11 protein-coding genes are annotated in these 14,142 nt (G+C 60.2%); 6 read left to right on the top strand and 5 right to left on the bottom strand.

Translation table 11 applies throughout. The features are described 5' to 3' along the window. Nucleotides 1–51: 51 nt before the first annotated feature. A complete protein-coding gene (locus AC515T_RS15990) occupies nucleotides 52–1,344 on the bottom strand; it encodes a glycosyltransferase (protein ID WP_496529106.1) in 1,293 nt (430 codons plus the stop codon). 77 nt (nucleotides 1,345–1,421) lie between these two features. Continuing rightward, a complete protein-coding gene (locus AC515T_RS15985) occupies nucleotides 1,422–1,793 on the bottom strand; it encodes a response regulator (protein ID WP_496529105.1) in 372 nt (123 codons plus the stop codon). A 260-nt stretch (nucleotides 1,794–2,053) separates the two neighbouring features. Between AC515T_RS15985 and AC515T_RS15980 the strand changes: the two genes are divergently transcribed. Genes AC515T_RS15980 through AC515T_RS15960 form a run of 5 tightly spaced genes read left to right on the top strand, consistent with a single transcriptional unit; the run spans nucleotide 2,054 to nucleotide 8,591 of the window. Continuing rightward, nucleotides 2,054–5,536: a response regulator gene (locus AC515T_RS15980; protein ID WP_496529104.1), complete on the top strand. Its 3,483-nt coding sequence runs from the start codon at nucleotides 2,054–2,056 to the stop codon at nucleotides 5,534–5,536. After that, nucleotides 5,536–6,351: a CheR family methyltransferase gene (locus tag AC515T_RS15975; RefSeq protein ID WP_496529103.1), complete on the top strand. Its 816-nt coding sequence runs from the start codon at nucleotides 5,536–5,538 to the stop codon at nucleotides 6,349–6,351. Before AC515T_RS15980 ends, AC515T_RS15975 begins: the two co-directional genes overlap by 1 nt. After that, a complete protein-coding gene (locus tag AC515T_RS15970) occupies nucleotides 6,348–6,935 on the top strand; it encodes a chemotaxis protein CheB (RefSeq protein WP_496529102.1) in 588 nt (195 codons plus the stop codon). The genes AC515T_RS15975 and AC515T_RS15970 overlap by 4 nt, the downstream gene beginning before the upstream one ends. Nucleotides 6,936–6,940: 5 nt before the next feature. Next, nucleotides 6,941–8,221 (top strand): hybrid sensor histidine kinase/response regulator, encoded by a 1,281-nt coding sequence (locus AC515T_RS15965; RefSeq protein ID WP_496529101.1) that lies wholly within the window; start codon nucleotides 6,941–6,943, stop codon nucleotides 8,219–8,221. Beyond that, a complete protein-coding gene (locus AC515T_RS15960; RefSeq protein WP_496529100.1) occupies nucleotides 8,214–8,591 on the top strand; it encodes a response regulator in 378 nt (125 codons plus the stop codon). The genes AC515T_RS15965 and AC515T_RS15960 overlap by 8 nt, the downstream gene beginning before the upstream one ends. A 207-nt stretch (nucleotides 8,592–8,798) precedes the next feature. Here the strand turns inward: AC515T_RS15960 and AC515T_RS15955 are convergent, their stop codons facing one another. The 3 genes from AC515T_RS15955 to AC515T_RS15945 form a co-directional block, all read right to left on the bottom strand. Beyond that, nucleotides 8,799–10,469 carry an ATP-binding protein gene (locus tag AC515T_RS15955; RefSeq protein ID WP_496529099.1) on the bottom strand — a complete coding sequence of 557 codons (1,671 nt, stop codon included), beginning with the start codon at nucleotides 10,467–10,469 and terminating at the stop codon, nucleotides 8,799–8,801. Continuing rightward, nucleotides 10,466–11,968 carry an ATPase domain-containing protein gene (locus AC515T_RS15950; RefSeq protein ID WP_496529098.1) on the bottom strand — a complete coding sequence of 501 codons (1,503 nt, stop codon included), beginning with the start codon at nucleotides 11,966–11,968 and terminating at the stop codon, nucleotides 10,466–10,468. Before AC515T_RS15950 ends, AC515T_RS15955 begins: the two co-directional genes overlap by 4 nt. A 152-nt stretch (nucleotides 11,969–12,120) precedes the next feature. Continuing rightward, nucleotides 12,121–13,179 carry a tetratricopeptide repeat protein gene (locus tag AC515T_RS15945; protein ID WP_496529097.1) on the bottom strand — a complete coding sequence of 353 codons (1,059 nt, stop codon included), beginning with the start codon at nucleotides 13,177–13,179 and terminating at the stop codon, nucleotides 12,121–12,123. Nucleotides 13,180–13,611: 432 nt separating this feature from the next. On the opposite strand from AC515T_RS15945, the gene AC515T_RS15940 reads away from it, so the two are divergent. After that, nucleotides 13,612–14,001, top strand: coding sequence for a hypothetical protein (locus AC515T_RS15940; RefSeq protein ID WP_496529096.1), 390 nt, complete (start codon nucleotides 13,612–13,614; stop codon nucleotides 13,999–14,001). Nucleotides 14,002–14,142 lie beyond the last annotated feature (141 nt).

Here is a 14,142-nt window from a genome sequence, read left to right as displayed (position 1 = left end):
TTATCGCCGTTGGATAATGCCCCCTTCGCCAGGCAGGTGCCACCCTGACGTCTAACCGTTGCGGTTTTTTTCTTCGATCCACTGGGACATGTATTGGGTGCTCTTGTGCTGGTGATGACGCAGCATGCTGCCGGTGAAATTGTCCCGGCGTCGTTGCGCCAGGTCCGCCCGGCAGGCGTTGATGCTGTCGATCAGCGCCGGCCCATGCACCTGTTGCCGGTAGCGGCTCGCCAGCAGCGCCAGGCCTGCGTCCCGGGCCTGGGTCCAGCGCGCCTGGTCGCTATACAACTGCACCGCCGCGCGGGCGATGCCTTCGGCGCTCTGGGCAATCGACCCGGGCCAGGGCATGCCGCCGTGCATGGCTTCGGCCCCCACGGGCGTGGTGACGTTGGGGGTGCCGCAGAGCATGGCGTCGATCAGCTTGCCCTTGATCCCGGCGCCGAAACGCAACGGCGCCAGACAGATGCGTGCGGCCGACATGACCTGCAGGGCGTCCTCGGCCCAGTTCATGATGTGAAAACCTTGGGCCGGGTTGTGCAATGCGGCAGCCTTGGGTGGGGTGTAGGCGCCGTATAGATGCAGTTGTGCGCCGGGCAACTGCTGGCGGATCAGCGGCCAGATCGCGTTTTTCATCCAGAGCACGGCGTCCCAGTTCGGCGCGTGGCGAAAGTTGCCGATGCTCAGGAAATGCGCCCGGTCCTCGAACGGCACCGACTGTTCACTGGGCAGGTCCAGCATCAACGGGCACCAGTGCAGCAGGTTGCGGGGCAGCTTGAAGTGTTCCACCAACAGTTCGATTTCAACCTCGGATACCATCAGGTTGAGGTCGCAGCGGTACAGGGCGGCGATTTCCCGCTTGGCCAGGTCGGTGTTGGCCATTCGCTGGAATTCCTCGCCCAGGGCCGGGGCGAAGAGGTCGCTGAAGTCCTCGCTCGCCTCATCGCGCTTCAGGCGCTCCTTCAGGCGCTGATGCCGGGTGTGGCGCAGGCTTTGCAAATCGGAAGTCTCCAACACCCGCAGGGCACCGGGGCAGTGCTTTTCGACGCGCCAGCCGAACTGTTCCTCCATCATGAACTGGTCGAACAGCACGATGTCGGGCGCAAGTGTATGGATGAACGCGTCGAAGCTGCTGTTATTGAGTTCGATGGGCACTTCGCGGATGCCCAGCGCGACCAGGTCGGCGCGCTGTTCGCCCGGGCCAGCCGGGCTGCTGAAGGTGATGTCCCAGCCTTGGCCGAGGAAGGTGTCGAGGATCTGCATGATGTGCCCACTGGCCGCCGATGAACGCGGCTCGGGCCAGACATAGCCGATAACCAGGACTTTGGTGGCGGTGGGGTGACGCATGGGCAGGGGGTTCCTTGGCGCGAATCAGGCGCCATCGGCGCGCGGGGCGCCGATAGTGACCAAGAATGCGATCCGGCTCAAGCAAGAATGCGTTTGACCTTGTCCCGCAACTGATCGATGGAGAAGGGCTTGCCGATCACCGACATGCCCTCAGGCACATCGATGCTTTCTGCGTAACCGCTGGCAAACAGCACCGGCAGCTGCGGCCGCTCGAGTCTAGCCTTCCTGGCCAGTTCCCGCCCGTCCATTACCGGCAGGCCAACGTCGGTCATCATCAGGGCGATGGGCTGATCGTGGTCGTACAAAAACGCCAGCGCCTGTTCACAACCGTCCGCCTCCAGCACCTGGTACTCCAGTTCTTCCAGCACATCGACGATCAACATCCGCACAATGTCGTCGTCTTCGACTACCAGGATGGTGGGCTGGATGGCGGTAGGGGCGGTGAACATAGTAGACAGTCTCGAAGATGGGAGCGGGAAGGGCACGAAAAAAAAAGGCCTCATTCATGAGTAAGTGCCAAGGCGGCACAAGTTCCCTGGGTTGTACAAGAAAGGATCTATAGTACAAGAGCTGACAAGGATAGTCGCTTCCTTGCTACCAAGGCGGATCGTCGTGGGATGCGTGTCTTTGACTTGTCAGAAAATGTGGATCCAAGCGCGGTTTTTCGGGCAAACTCCACCGATTTCAACTGTCCACCAAGGCCCTTTCCATGATTCCTTCGTCTTCGGTCGACGAGCAAAGTTTTCGCAAGCTCTTGAGCCGCAATATCAGCCTGCCGCTGGGCATCGGCGCCCTCAGCGCGGTGTTTTTCATCATCCTTATCACCTATCTGCTGTCGGTGATCCAGTGGGTCGGCCATACCGACAGGGTGATCAATAACGCCAACGAAGCGCTCAAGCTGAGCGTGGACCTGGAAACCGGCATGCGCGGTTACCTGTTGAGTGGTGACGAGCACTTCCTCGACCCCTACGAAGTGGCCAAGCCACGGATCGCCGTGGCGCTGGATACATTGCTGGAATTGACAGCCGATAACCCGGTCCAGACCGATCGCCTGCACAAGATCCAAGCGCTCCAGACGGAGTGGGCCAATTACGCCCAGAGCATGATCGACCTGCAACGCAGCAGCGGCGATTACCGCGCCGCGGTGAAGGCCGGGCGCGGCAAGCGCCTGACCGACGAAATTCGCCAGTCCTTCGAAGAGGTCGTCGAGACCGAGCAGCAATTGCGTGCTGCGCGCAACGACGATGTGCGCAGCACAACCGTCTGGAGCATTGTCTTTTACCTGTTGTTCGTCGCGGCGGTCAGTGGGCTGCTGGCCTACGTCGGTCGCCGGGATTTGTTGAGCCTGTCCGAAAGCTATAGCGCCAGCCTGAAAGTCCAGCAACGCAGCGCTTTGCACCTGGAGAAGCAGGCCTGGTTGCGTAACGGCCAGACGCTGTTGGCCGAGCAGGTCCTGGGGCAGTTGTCGCTGAACCTGTTGGGGCGCAACATCCTGCAGTTCTGTGCAAAATACCTGGACGTCGCTGTCGCTGCGCTTTATGCGCGGGAAGAAAATGGTGTCCTCAAGCGCGTTGCCACCTATGGCCTGTCCCGGGAGGATGAAGAACAACAACAGGTGATCGTCGCCGGCGAAGGTATCGCTGGCCAGGCCGTGCAGCAGGGGCGTCTTATCCGCCTGGACGACGTACCGGACGATTACCTGAAAGTCAGTTCCGGATTGGGACAGGGCCTGCCCAACAGCGTGCTGGTGGTGCCCACCAGTGACGATGACCGGATCAACGGTGTGATCGAGCTGGGTTTCCTGCGGCCATTGACCGAGCGTGACATCGAGCTGCTGGAGCTGATCGCCGGTAATATCGGCACCTCCATCGAAGCCGCCCGTTATCGCCAGCGCCTGCAGGAAGTCCTGGCCGAAACCCAGCAGTTGAACGAAGAGCTGCAAGTCCAGCAGGAAGAACTCAAGACCGCCAACGAAGAGCTGGAAGAGCAGTCGCGCATTCTCAAGGAATCCCAGGCCCACCTGGAAACCCAGCAACAGGAGCTGGAGCAGACCAACGAACAATTGGCCGAACAACGCGACGCCATGGACCAGAAGAACAGCGAGCTGAACCTGGCCCAGATCCAGTTGCAGGAGCGCGCCGAAGAGCTGCAGCGTTCGAGCAAGTACAAGTCCGAGTTCCTGGCCAACATGTCCCACGAGCTGCGCACGCCGCTCAACAGCTCGCTGATCCTGTCCAAGCTGCTGGCGGAGAACCCGCAACAGAACCTCAGCGAGGAGCAGGTCAAGTTTGCCGAGTCGATCTACTCCGCCGGCAATGACCTGTTGAACCTGATCAACGACATTCTCGACATTTCCAAGGTCGAGGCCGGAAAGCTGGAAGTGCGCCCGGAAAACACCGGCGTGCAGCGTCTGGTGGAAGGGCTGCGGGACATGTTCGAGCCGTTGGCGGCCGACAAGGGCCTGAGTTTCGAGGTCCAGGTGCAGCCCGATGCGCCGACGATGCTCTACACCGACCGCCAGCGCCTGGAGCAGGTGATCAAGAACCTGCTGTCCAACGCCGTGAAATTCACCGAGCAAGGTTCCGTCAGCCTGTCCGTGGCCGGTCAGCCGGGCTCGGGTATCGCGTTCATGGTGCGCGACTCCGGGATCGGCATCGCCGCCGATCAGCAGCAAAGCATCTTCGAAGCGTTCCGTCAGGCCGATGGCACCACCAACCGTCGTTACGGCGGCACGGGCCTGGGGCTGTCGATTTCCCGGGACCTGGCCGCGTTGTTGGGCGGCTCGATCTCGGTTTCCAGCACGCCGGGGCAGGGCAGTGTATTTACGCTGGTATTGCCGGAACGTTATGTCGAGCCCGGTGACACGCCGACAGCGCCGATGACCTTCACTCCGACGGCCACCGCGCCAGCGCCTGTCGCGCCCAAAGCCGCACCGGCGCCGCTGATCGCCGACGTGGACGTGCCGATTGCCCGGTTCGCCGACGACCGCGACAAGGCGCCGTTCGACACCCGCTGCATTCTGGTGATCGAAGACGAGCCCGGGTTTGCCCGGATTCTGTTCGACCTGGCCCACGAGCTCGGTTACCAGTGCCTGGTGGCCCACGGTGCCGATGAAGGCTTCGACCTGGCGTTGCAACTGGCCCCCGACGCGATCCTGCTGGACATGCGCCTGCCGGACCATTCCGGGCTGACGGTGTTGCAGCGGCTCAAGGAGCAGGCCGAAACCCGGCACATCCCGGTGCACGTGATTTCCGTCGAAGACCGTGTCGAAGCCGCCATGCACATGGGCGCCATCGGCTATGCCGTCAAGCCGACCACCCGCGAAGAACTCAAGGACGTGTTCGCCCGCCTGGAGGCCAAGCTGACCCAGAAGGTCAAGCGAGTGCTGCTGGTGGAGGACGATGACCTGCAACGCGACAGTATTACCCGTCTGATCGGCGACGATGACATCGAAATCACCGCCGTTGGCTTCGCCCAGCAAGCCCTGGACCTGCTGCGCACCAACGTCTACGACTGCATGATCATCGACCTCAAGTTGCCGGACATGCTTGGCAATGACTTGCTCAAGCGCATGTCCAGCGAAGACATCTGTTCCTTCCCGCCGGTGATCGTCTACACCGGGCGCAATCTGACAAGGGACGAAGAAGCCGAACTGCGCAAGTATTCACGCTCGATCATCATCAAGGGCGCCCGCTCGCCAGAGCGCCTGCTGGACGAGGTGACACTCTTTCTGCACAAAGTCGAATCCCGGTTGTCCCATGAACGGCAGCGGATGCTCAAGACCGCCCGCAGCCGCGACAAGGTGTTCGAAGGCCGCAAGGTGCTGCTGGTGGATGACGATGTGCGCAATATCTTTGCCCTGACCAGTGCTCTGGAGGCGAAGGGGGCGATCGTGGTCATCGGCCGCAATGGCTTGGAGGCGATCGATCGCCTGAATGAATTCGACGACATCGACCTGGTGCTGATGGATGTGATGATGCCGGAAATGGACGGTTTCGAAGCCACCGCGCTGATCCGCAAGGATCCACGCTGGCGCAAGCTGCCGATCATCGCCGTGACGGCCAAGGCCATGAAGGACGATCAGGAACGCTGCCTGGCGGCGGGTTCCAACGACTACCTGGCCAAGCCGATCGATCTGGATCGTCTGTTTTCGCTGATTCGCGTGTGGTTGCCGAATATGGAAAGAATTTAGTGGAACGTGACACTGACATTGAACTTCGTTTGTTGATCGAAGCGATCTACCTCAAGTACAGCTACGATTTTCGCGATTACTCCGGCGCTTCCATCAAGCGTCGGGTCCACCATGCGCTGAGCCAGTTCGAGTGCAAGACCATTTCGGCCTTGCAGGAGCGCGTGCTGCATGACCCGGGCGCATTCATGCAGTTGCTGCAACTGCTGACGATCCCCGTCAGCGAGATGTTTCGCGACCCCTCGCATTTCCTGGCGATCCGCGAGGAAATTGTGCCGCTGCTCAGGACGTATCCGTCGATCAAGATCTGGATCGCCGGTTGCAGCACGGGGGAAGAGGTCTACTCGATGGCGATTCTGCTGCGGGAAGAAGGCCTGCTGGATCGCACGTTCATCTACGCCACCGATATCAACCCGCGCTCGTTGGAAAAAGCCAAGCAGGGGATTTTCTCTCTGGAAAACGTGCGCACTTATACGCAGAACTACCAGAACGCCGGAGGACGGCGCTCGTTTGCCGATTACTACACAGCCGCCTACGATTATGCGATGTTCGATAAAACCCTGTGCAAGAACGTGACCTTCGCCGATCACAGCCTGGCAACCGACAGTGTCTTTTCAGAAACTCAGTTAATTTCATGCCGCAATGTATTGATATATTTCAATAAAAAGCTGCAAGATCGCGCCTTTGGACTGTTCCATGAGTCCCTTTGTCACCGTGGTTTCCTGGTATTGGGCAGTAAGGAGACATTGGATTTTTCGGCTTACGGTCATCGATTCGAGCCGTTGGTCAAACAGGAACGGATCTATCGCAAGTTATGAACCAGACGAAGGACAGATCCAGGCCGCCCATCGAGGCTATCGCCGTCGGTGCATCGGCCGGCGGCGTCGAAGCGTTGCTCAGGGTGTTCGGACACCTGCGCAAAGGCTTTGGCCTGCCCATCCTGGTGGTATTGCATTTGCCGGATGAGCGTGACAGCCAACTGGCTTCTGTGTTCGGTCATCGTCTGGCGGTGCCGGTGGAGGAAGCCCGGGACAAGCAAGACATCGCACCGGGCACCTTATACGTCGCTGCGCCCGGCTATCACTTGTCGGTCGAGGCCGATCGTAGCCTGTCGTTGAGTCTGGAGGAGCCGGTCCACCATTCGCGGCCGTCCATCGATGTGCTGTTTGAATCGGCCGCCGATGCCTATGGCCAGAAATTGCTGGCCGTGGTGCTGACCGGCGCCAACAACGATGGCGCCCGGGGCTTGGCGAAGGTCAGTGCACTGGGCGGGATCACGGTGGTCCAGGACCCCGGCGAAGCCCAGGTTTCGACCATGCCCGAAGCGGCGTTGGCCCTGCACCAGCCCGACCATATCCTTACTTTGCAAGGCATCGGCCAATTGCTGGCCGGGCTGGAATGAACCACATGCCAAGAGATATTCAAGCCAAACTGCTGATCGTCGATGATCTGCCTGAGAATCTGTTGGCCCTGGAAGCGTTGATCAGGGGGGACGATCGCGAGGTCTTCAAGGCCCTGTCGGCGGACGAAGCGCTGTCCCTGTTGCTGCAACACGACTTCGCCCTGGCCATCATCGATGTGCAGATGCCGGAGATGAACGGTTTCGGGCTGGCGGAGCTGATGCGCGGCACGGAGAAGACCCGCAGCATCCCGATCATCTTTGTCAGCGCCGCCGGTCGTGAACGTAATTATGCCTTCACCGGTTATGAAAACGGCGCGGTGGACTTCCTGCACAAGCCGCTGGACACCCAGGCGGTCAAGAGCAAAGTCAATGTGTTCGTTGAGCTGTATCGCCAGCGCAAGGCCGTGAAGGAGCAAGTGGTGGCCCTCGAGCAGAGCCGCCGTGAGCAGGAAGTCCTGTTGCAGCAATTGGAGGCCACCCGCGCCGAGCTGGAGCAGGCGGTGCGCATGCGGGACGACTTCATGTCCATCGTCGCCCACGAGGTGCGCACGCCCCTCAATGGCCTCATTCTCGAGACCCAGCTGCGCAAGATGCACCTTGCCCGGGACAACGCCGCGGCCTTCAGCCTGGACAAGGTGCGCGCGATGGTCGAGCGCGACGAGCGCCAGATCAAGAGCCTGATCCGGCTGATCGAGGACATGCTGGATGTGTCGCGGATTCGCACCGGCAAGCTGTCGATCCGTCCGACGCGCTTCAACTTGACGGCACTGGTGGAAAACCTGCTGCGCAACTTCCAGCCGCAGATTGCCGTCGCCGAGTGCTCGTTGACTTGCATGGCCGAGCCGGCTGTGGAGGGGTTGTGGGATGAGTTTCGCATCGAGCAAGTGGTGTCGAACCTGTTGACCAATGCGCTGCGCTACGGTGGCAAGAGCCCGATCGAGGTACGTGTCTACAAGACGTCCGAGCATGCCTGCATCGAAGTCCAGGACCACGGCATCGGCATCAGCGAGGAGAACCAGAAGCGTATCTTCCAGCAGTTCGAGCGCGTATCGTCCAAGGCGGCCGCTTCGGGCCTGGGGTTGGGGCTGTTCATTTCCGAGCAGATTGTCACGGCCCATGGCGGGACGATCACGGTGTGCAGTCGTCTCAATGAAGGGGCGTTGTTTCGTGTCTGCCTGCCCTTGCAGAAAACTGTCTTGGACAAAACCGCCGAACAGACGCAACCTCTGAGAGACCCTAAGGTCGTATCAGCAGCTATTGATCGAACAAAGGCTTCTCATGAGTGAAGATGCGCAAGATGTTGTATTGATCGTCGAGGATGACCCGTCGATCCTGATGGTGCTGTCGGCCTACTTGTCGGGCGAGGGATACCGGGTGCTTCAGGCCGGAAACGGTGAGCAGGCATTCGAGATCCTGGCGAGCAAGCCGCATCTGGACATGATGATTACCGACTTCCGCCTGCCGGGCGGTATTTCCGGGGTGCAGATCGCCGAGCCTGCGGTCAAGTTGCGGCCCGAACTGAAGGTCATCTTCATCAGTGGCTACGCGCAGGAAGTGCGCGAGACCGATAGCCCCATTACCCGCAAGGCCCCGATCCTGGACAAGCCGTTCGACCTGGATGAGCTGCAGAGCATCATGCAGTCGATGTTGTCCTAGGTAGGAAGAGCGGAGGCATCCCGCAGCAACCCCCTGTGGCGAGGGAGCTTGCTCCCGCTGGGCTGCGCAGCGGCCCCAATACCAGCCGAATGTGGTGTGCCAGATTGTCTTGATCAGCTTGATTGGGGGGCGCTTCGCACCCCAGCGGGAGCAAGCTTCCTCGCCACAGTGCTCAAAATGCCCCCCAGGCGATGTCCTCCCATCACCTCAAACCTTGATCATGTCCCGCACCTTGGCCGTCAGCAAATCAAAGGTGAACGGCTTGGTGATCATCTGCATTCCCGGGTCAAGGAAACCGCCGCGTACCGCTGCATGTTCCGCATAGCCGGTAATGAACAGCACCCGCAGGTCCGGACGGATCTGCCGGCCGATTTCCGCCAGTTGCCGACCATTCATGCCGGGCAAGCCTACGTCGCTGATCAGCAGGTCGATGCGTTGGCTTGACTGGAGGATCGGTACGGCGCCATTGGCGTCGGCCGCTTCCACAAAAGCATAACCCAGCTCGCTCAGCACCGCGCTCACCAGTACCCGCACCGCTGGATCGTCTTCGACGATCAGCACGGTTTCGCCGTCCTGCGCATGGGGCGCGTGCTGGGTGGTGACCTGGGGCTCGTGTATTTCTTCACCGCGAAAGCGCGGCAGGTAAAGGTTCACCGTGGTGCCTTTGCCGACTTCGCTGTCGATGGTCACGTGCCCACGCGATTGCTTGCTGAAGCCATAGATCATCGACAGGCCCAGCCCGGTGCCCTGGCCGATCGGCTTGGTGGTGAAAAATGGGTCGAAGGCCCGATTGATGACCGCTTCGGGCATGCCGCAACCGCTGTCCTGCACGCTCAGCACCACATAGTCGCCGGGCGCCAGGTTGGTGTAGGCATCGGTGAAGTCGGCGTCCAGATGCCTATTGCTTGTCCGCACCACCAGGCTTCCGCCGTTGGGCATGGCATCCCGGGCGTTGAGTACCAGGTTGAGCAGGGCGCTCTCCAGTTGGTTGGGGTCGGCCTCGGCAACCCAGAGTTGTTCGTCCAGCTGCATGTCCAGGCGAATGCTCTCGTTGAGGCTGCGTTGCAGCAGCTCGCCCATGGACAGCACCAGCGTATTCATCTGGACGGCCTTGGAGTCCAGCGATTGTCGCCGGGAAAACGCCAGCAGGCGATGGGTCAGGCCGGCGGCGCGGTTGGCCGAGGTCACGCCCAGGTCGATCAGGCTGTCCAGGTCCTCGGTACGGCCCCGGGCCAGGCGCCGACGCAGCAGTTCGAGGCTGCCGATGATCCCGGTGAGCATGTTGTTGAAGTCATGGGCGATACCCCCGGTCAGTTGGCCGACCGCTTCCATTTTCTGCGACTGGCGCAGGGCTTCTTCGTTATGGCGCAACTGGGCGGTACGTTCTTCTACCTGCTGCTCGAGGGTTTCAAGGGTGGTCTGCAGGCGCAGTTCGCTGTTGCTCAGGTCGATCAGGCGGTCGCGGGCATCGTATTGCCTTCGCCGCCCGCGCAGGGCAGTGGTCACCAGGCTGATCAGGGTCACCGGGTGGAAGGGGCGCTCGAGAAAGGTGACGTTGCCCAATTGCGCACCGATACGGGCCGCCGGGTTTTGCTCCGGGCCGCCGTGATGGGTCAGCAAGACAATGGGCAGGTCGGACCAGGTCGGCTGTTGTTCGATTTGCAGGAACAGCGTCTCCAGGTCGGGGCCCGCCAAGGCTTCCGAAGAAATCACCAGCAGGCCGGCGCCGTCTTCCAGTTCTTGGCACAAATGGCCCAGATGACGGCAGATGAGGCCGGCAAAACCGGCCTCATTGAGGATCATCAAGGCGATCTGGCTGTCTCGTCCCAGCGGAGCGAGGATCAGTGCTCGTTCCGACAGGGGCTCCGTCAACGTCACTGGAGATCATCCTTGAGCAGCGGGTGGTCCGCTCCCATGTAGGTCGGCACGCCACGCAAGACACCCTGGAATGCCTCCAAAGGTTCGCCAATGGTCATGCCCTGGCCGCCGATGCGGTATTCGCGGATGGTCGACTCGTGGCTGCCGGTGCGTTTCTTGATGATGGAAATCGCCCGGCGCACCTTGCCCAGTGCTTCGAAATAACGCAACAGAATCACCGTGTCGGCCAGGTAAGTGATGTCCACGGGGGCCTGCATGTCGCCGACCAGGCCGTGCTGGGCGACGGTCATGAAGGTGGCCGCGCCCTTGCGGTTGAGGTAGAGCAACAACTCATGCATGTGCAGCACCAGGGCGTTCTCTTCCGGCATGGCCGCCTGATAGCCGTTGATGCTATCGATGATCACGGTCTTTATCTCGCCATCGTCGACGCAACGGCGCACGCGGTGGGAGAACTCACCGGGGGACAACTCGGCGGCGTCCACTTGTTCGATCATCAGGTTGCCGGTTTTTTGCAGGGCGTGCAGATCAATGCCGATGTTTCTCATGCGCTCGAACAATAAACCCAGCTCTTCGTCGAAGATGAACAGCGCGGCCTTCTCGCCGCGATGCACGGCGGCTGCGGCAAAAATCAGCGCGATCAGCGACTTGCCGGTACCCGCTGGGCCGAGGATCAAGGTGCTGGAGCCGGTCTCGATACCGCCGCCCAGCAGGGCGTCCATCTCGCCGATGCCGCTGGAGAGTTGCTGGCGCAGGTACCTCCCGCGGTGTTCGGCGGCCACCAGGCGCGGGAAGACGTGTACACCGTCGCCCATGATGGTGAAGTCATGGTAACCGCCGCGGTATTTCTGCCCGCGATACTTGACCACCCGGATTCGCCGCCGCTCGGCGCCATAGTTGGGGGTCAGTTCTTCCAGGCGAATCACCCCGTGGGCCACACTGTGCACGGTCTTGTCCAAGGATTCGGTGGTCAGGTCGTCGAGCAACAGGACCGTGGCGTCGTAGCGCACGAAGTAATGCTTGATTGCCAGGATCTGGCGGCGATAGCGCAGGGAGCTTTGCGCCAGCAGGCGGATCTCCGACAGGCTGTCGAGCACGACCCGGGTTGGCTTGACCCGTTCGACCACTTCGAAAATCTGCCGTGTCGCTTCCCCCAGCTCCAGGTCCGAGGAATACAGCAAACTCTGCTGGTGCTCGGCATTGAGCAGGCTTTCAGGCGGGGTCAGCTCGAAAATATGAATGTTGTCGTCCAGGGTCCACCCGTGGGAGGTCGCGCCCTGGCGCAGTTCACGCTCGGTTTCCGAGAGCGTGATGTACAACGAGCGCTCGCCAGCCTTGGCGCCAGCTAACAGAAAATGCAGCGCGACCGTGGTCTTACCAGTCCCCGGTTCCCCCTCGAGCAGGAACACATGGCCGCGGGACAAACCACCGTTAAGGACATCGTCCAGTCCTTCGATGCCGGTGGCGGCTTTTGCACTGATCAACTCGTTAGATGTAGACAAAAATAGCCCTCTCATGACTAGGGAAGTAGGCAGCAGGCGGGGTAACGCCTGAAATCGACTGCCTGAATACTTGACCTTTGGCGGTGATGGCGGTTCCGCTTACATCTACAAAACGCGGTGTACTGCACAACTTTCAGCGTGCACCGAGGGGCCTACAAACCCTGTTGCAGTGCCGGGTCATCGGGGTTCAGCTGTTCAAGTTGCGCCAACAGGATTTGAACGTTCTGCAACTGACCGGTTTCCTTCCAATAGTTGATCAGCAACACCCGGGCCTTGCGGTCGGCGGGGTAGCGCTGGACGATTTCCTGTAGCTGTTTCTGTGCGGCTTCCACTTCCTTTTCGGCATGCAGGGTGGTTGCCAGGTCATAACGGTAATGCCGGTTCTCGGGTTCCAGTTCCACGGCTTTCGCCAGGCCGAGCACCGCATACTCGCTCTGGCCGTGTTGTAGCAGCCACATGCCCAGCGCATGTTGTAGATAAGCCGACGCTGGCTGGGTTTGCAACTGTCGGGCGAGCAATTGTCGTGCGGCTTCGCCCTGGCCTTGTTTGTCCAGCACTTCGATCTGCATGACCAACGCCGGAAGATTGTCCGGTTGCAGGCGCAAGGCCTGCTCAAGGGCCAATTGGGCCTTCTTCAATTCGGCGTTGTGCAGGTGCAGCCGGGCGAGCTGGTAGTAGGCGTCCGCGGTTTTCGGACCGTCTTCGAGCACCTGCTCCCAGGTGTCGATGGCGATCTGCATCGCACCGAAATACAAGCCGAGGTCATCCGGCGAGAGACCCAGCAGCGCATTCACGGCGGCGAATCGGACGTTCGGGTCATCATCATCCAGGAGCGGGCCGAGCAACAGGCTGCGCTGGCCCGTCGGCACCAGCCCGACGACGCTGCCGATGGCGGCCCGACGCACGTCCGGTGATTCGCTGTGCAGGTCCGCGTCCGCCAGTTTCAGGGCTTGGGGGCTGGGGTAGTTGGGCAGTTCGGCGTGCAGCCACACCCGCCGCTTGGGCGAGAGATCCGGACGCCCCAGTTGCTGGTAAAGCATCCGCGCCGCCCCCGGCTGTCCGTTGCGGGCGTGTTCCAAGGCTTCACTGTAGCCACGCTTGATCGCTTCGGGGATTTGCGGCGTGGTGCTGCGTAGCCACACCGCGACAAGCGCGATCAACAACAGGACACAGAGGCTGAGGAGCAGATAGCGACGGCGAGGCGAGGGCATGCAGGGAGTCCATTACCAGAAGCGTGAAATGTCGCAAGCTTCAGTCAGGCGGCGGCCTGAGTCAAACCTTGTAACAGCGGTAATCGCCCTGTGGGAGCGAGCTTGCTCGCGATGGCGTCGGATCAGTAAGGTTGATATTGATTGACCCACCACTGTCACGAGTGCCCTGACAGACTTTTCTGGGAGCCATGCGGCTCAACGGGAGTTGTTTTGACAGCGGCGCTTCGGCGCTTATGGATTGACGACTCAATATTTCGAATAAATATATATTACTGTCAGACCTGACAGTAGTTTGGTCACGCTATTGCCTGTTTGAATGAATCTCTGAGACTGACGATCTGCTGCCGAGCAATAGTTTATGTACTGATCTGGCAGTCACTTCTAACCATGTACATTCGTGATATTCAATGTTTGTTGGTCGAGAGATTACTCATGAAACATTCAGCGGAAAAGTTAATCAACGAAATGGGAGCGACCAAGGCCACGGGGCATGCTGCTTTGGCGTTCGCTGATATTACGGGAATGGTTAGTGAGGGAAGCATATTCATGTATTTCATGTTATATGACGACGTGCCCGCTACTCCATTCATCATATTGCAGGTGTTTGATGATGCATTCAATAAAAAGATAACTTTGCCGTCACCGGGCGTTATTTGTCTGGTGCGCTATGGTGAGACTTGGGAGCCGGAAGAGGGGACTATCAGATGCGAGTGGGATAACGAAGCATTGCGCGCGACCGGAGAGTTTGACGTCACGTGTCACAGGGTGGGGATTCCGCGCATGGTTGGTTCTTTCGACGTTTACCTTGCCAAGCGTGCATAGATCGATCCCTATGGCAATATCGCACGCCGCGTGCAAAAGCGGTGCACACCCTCAACCAGACAAAAAAAGCCCCGCGTCCAAGTGAACGCGGGGCAAAGAATTGGTTGGTTGCGGCCAACCAAAGGAGCTCGGTTGAGCAGG

It is taken from the genome of Pseudomonas sp. FSO-7, assembly GCF_059579345.1.
This window is presented reverse-complemented; position numbering and strand designations above follow the sequence as displayed.

What these genes read in the sequence shown, in the direction of transcription:
- AC515T_RS15960 (WP_496529100.1), top strand. Translation starts at nt 8,214, where the DNA reads ATGAGTGAAGATGCGCAAGATGTTGTATTGATCGTCGAGGATGACCCG.
- AC515T_RS15965 (WP_496529101.1), top strand. Translation starts at nt 6,941, where the DNA reads ATGCCAAGAGATATTCAAGCCAAACTGCTGATCGTCGATGATCTGCCT.
- AC515T_RS15945 (WP_496529097.1), bottom strand. Translation starts at nt 13,179, where the DNA reads ATGCCCTCGCCTCGCCGTCGCTATCTGCTCCTCAGCCTCTGTGTCCTG.
- AC515T_RS15990 (WP_496529106.1), bottom strand. Translation starts at nt 1,344, where the DNA reads ATGCGTCACCCCACCGCCACCAAAGTCCTGGTTATCGGCTATGTCTGG.
- AC515T_RS15985 (WP_496529105.1), bottom strand. Translation starts at nt 1,793, where the DNA reads ATGTTCACCGCCCCTACCGCCATCCAGCCCACCATCCTGGTAGTCGAA.
- AC515T_RS15940 (WP_496529096.1), top strand. Translation starts at nt 13,612, where the DNA reads ATGAAACATTCAGCGGAAAAGTTAATCAACGAAATGGGAGCGACCAAG.
- AC515T_RS15970 (WP_496529102.1), top strand. Translation starts at nt 6,348, where the DNA reads ATGAACCAGACGAAGGACAGATCCAGGCCGCCCATCGAGGCTATCGCC.
- AC515T_RS15980 (WP_496529104.1), top strand. Translation starts at nt 2,054, where the DNA reads ATGATTCCTTCGTCTTCGGTCGACGAGCAAAGTTTTCGCAAGCTCTTG.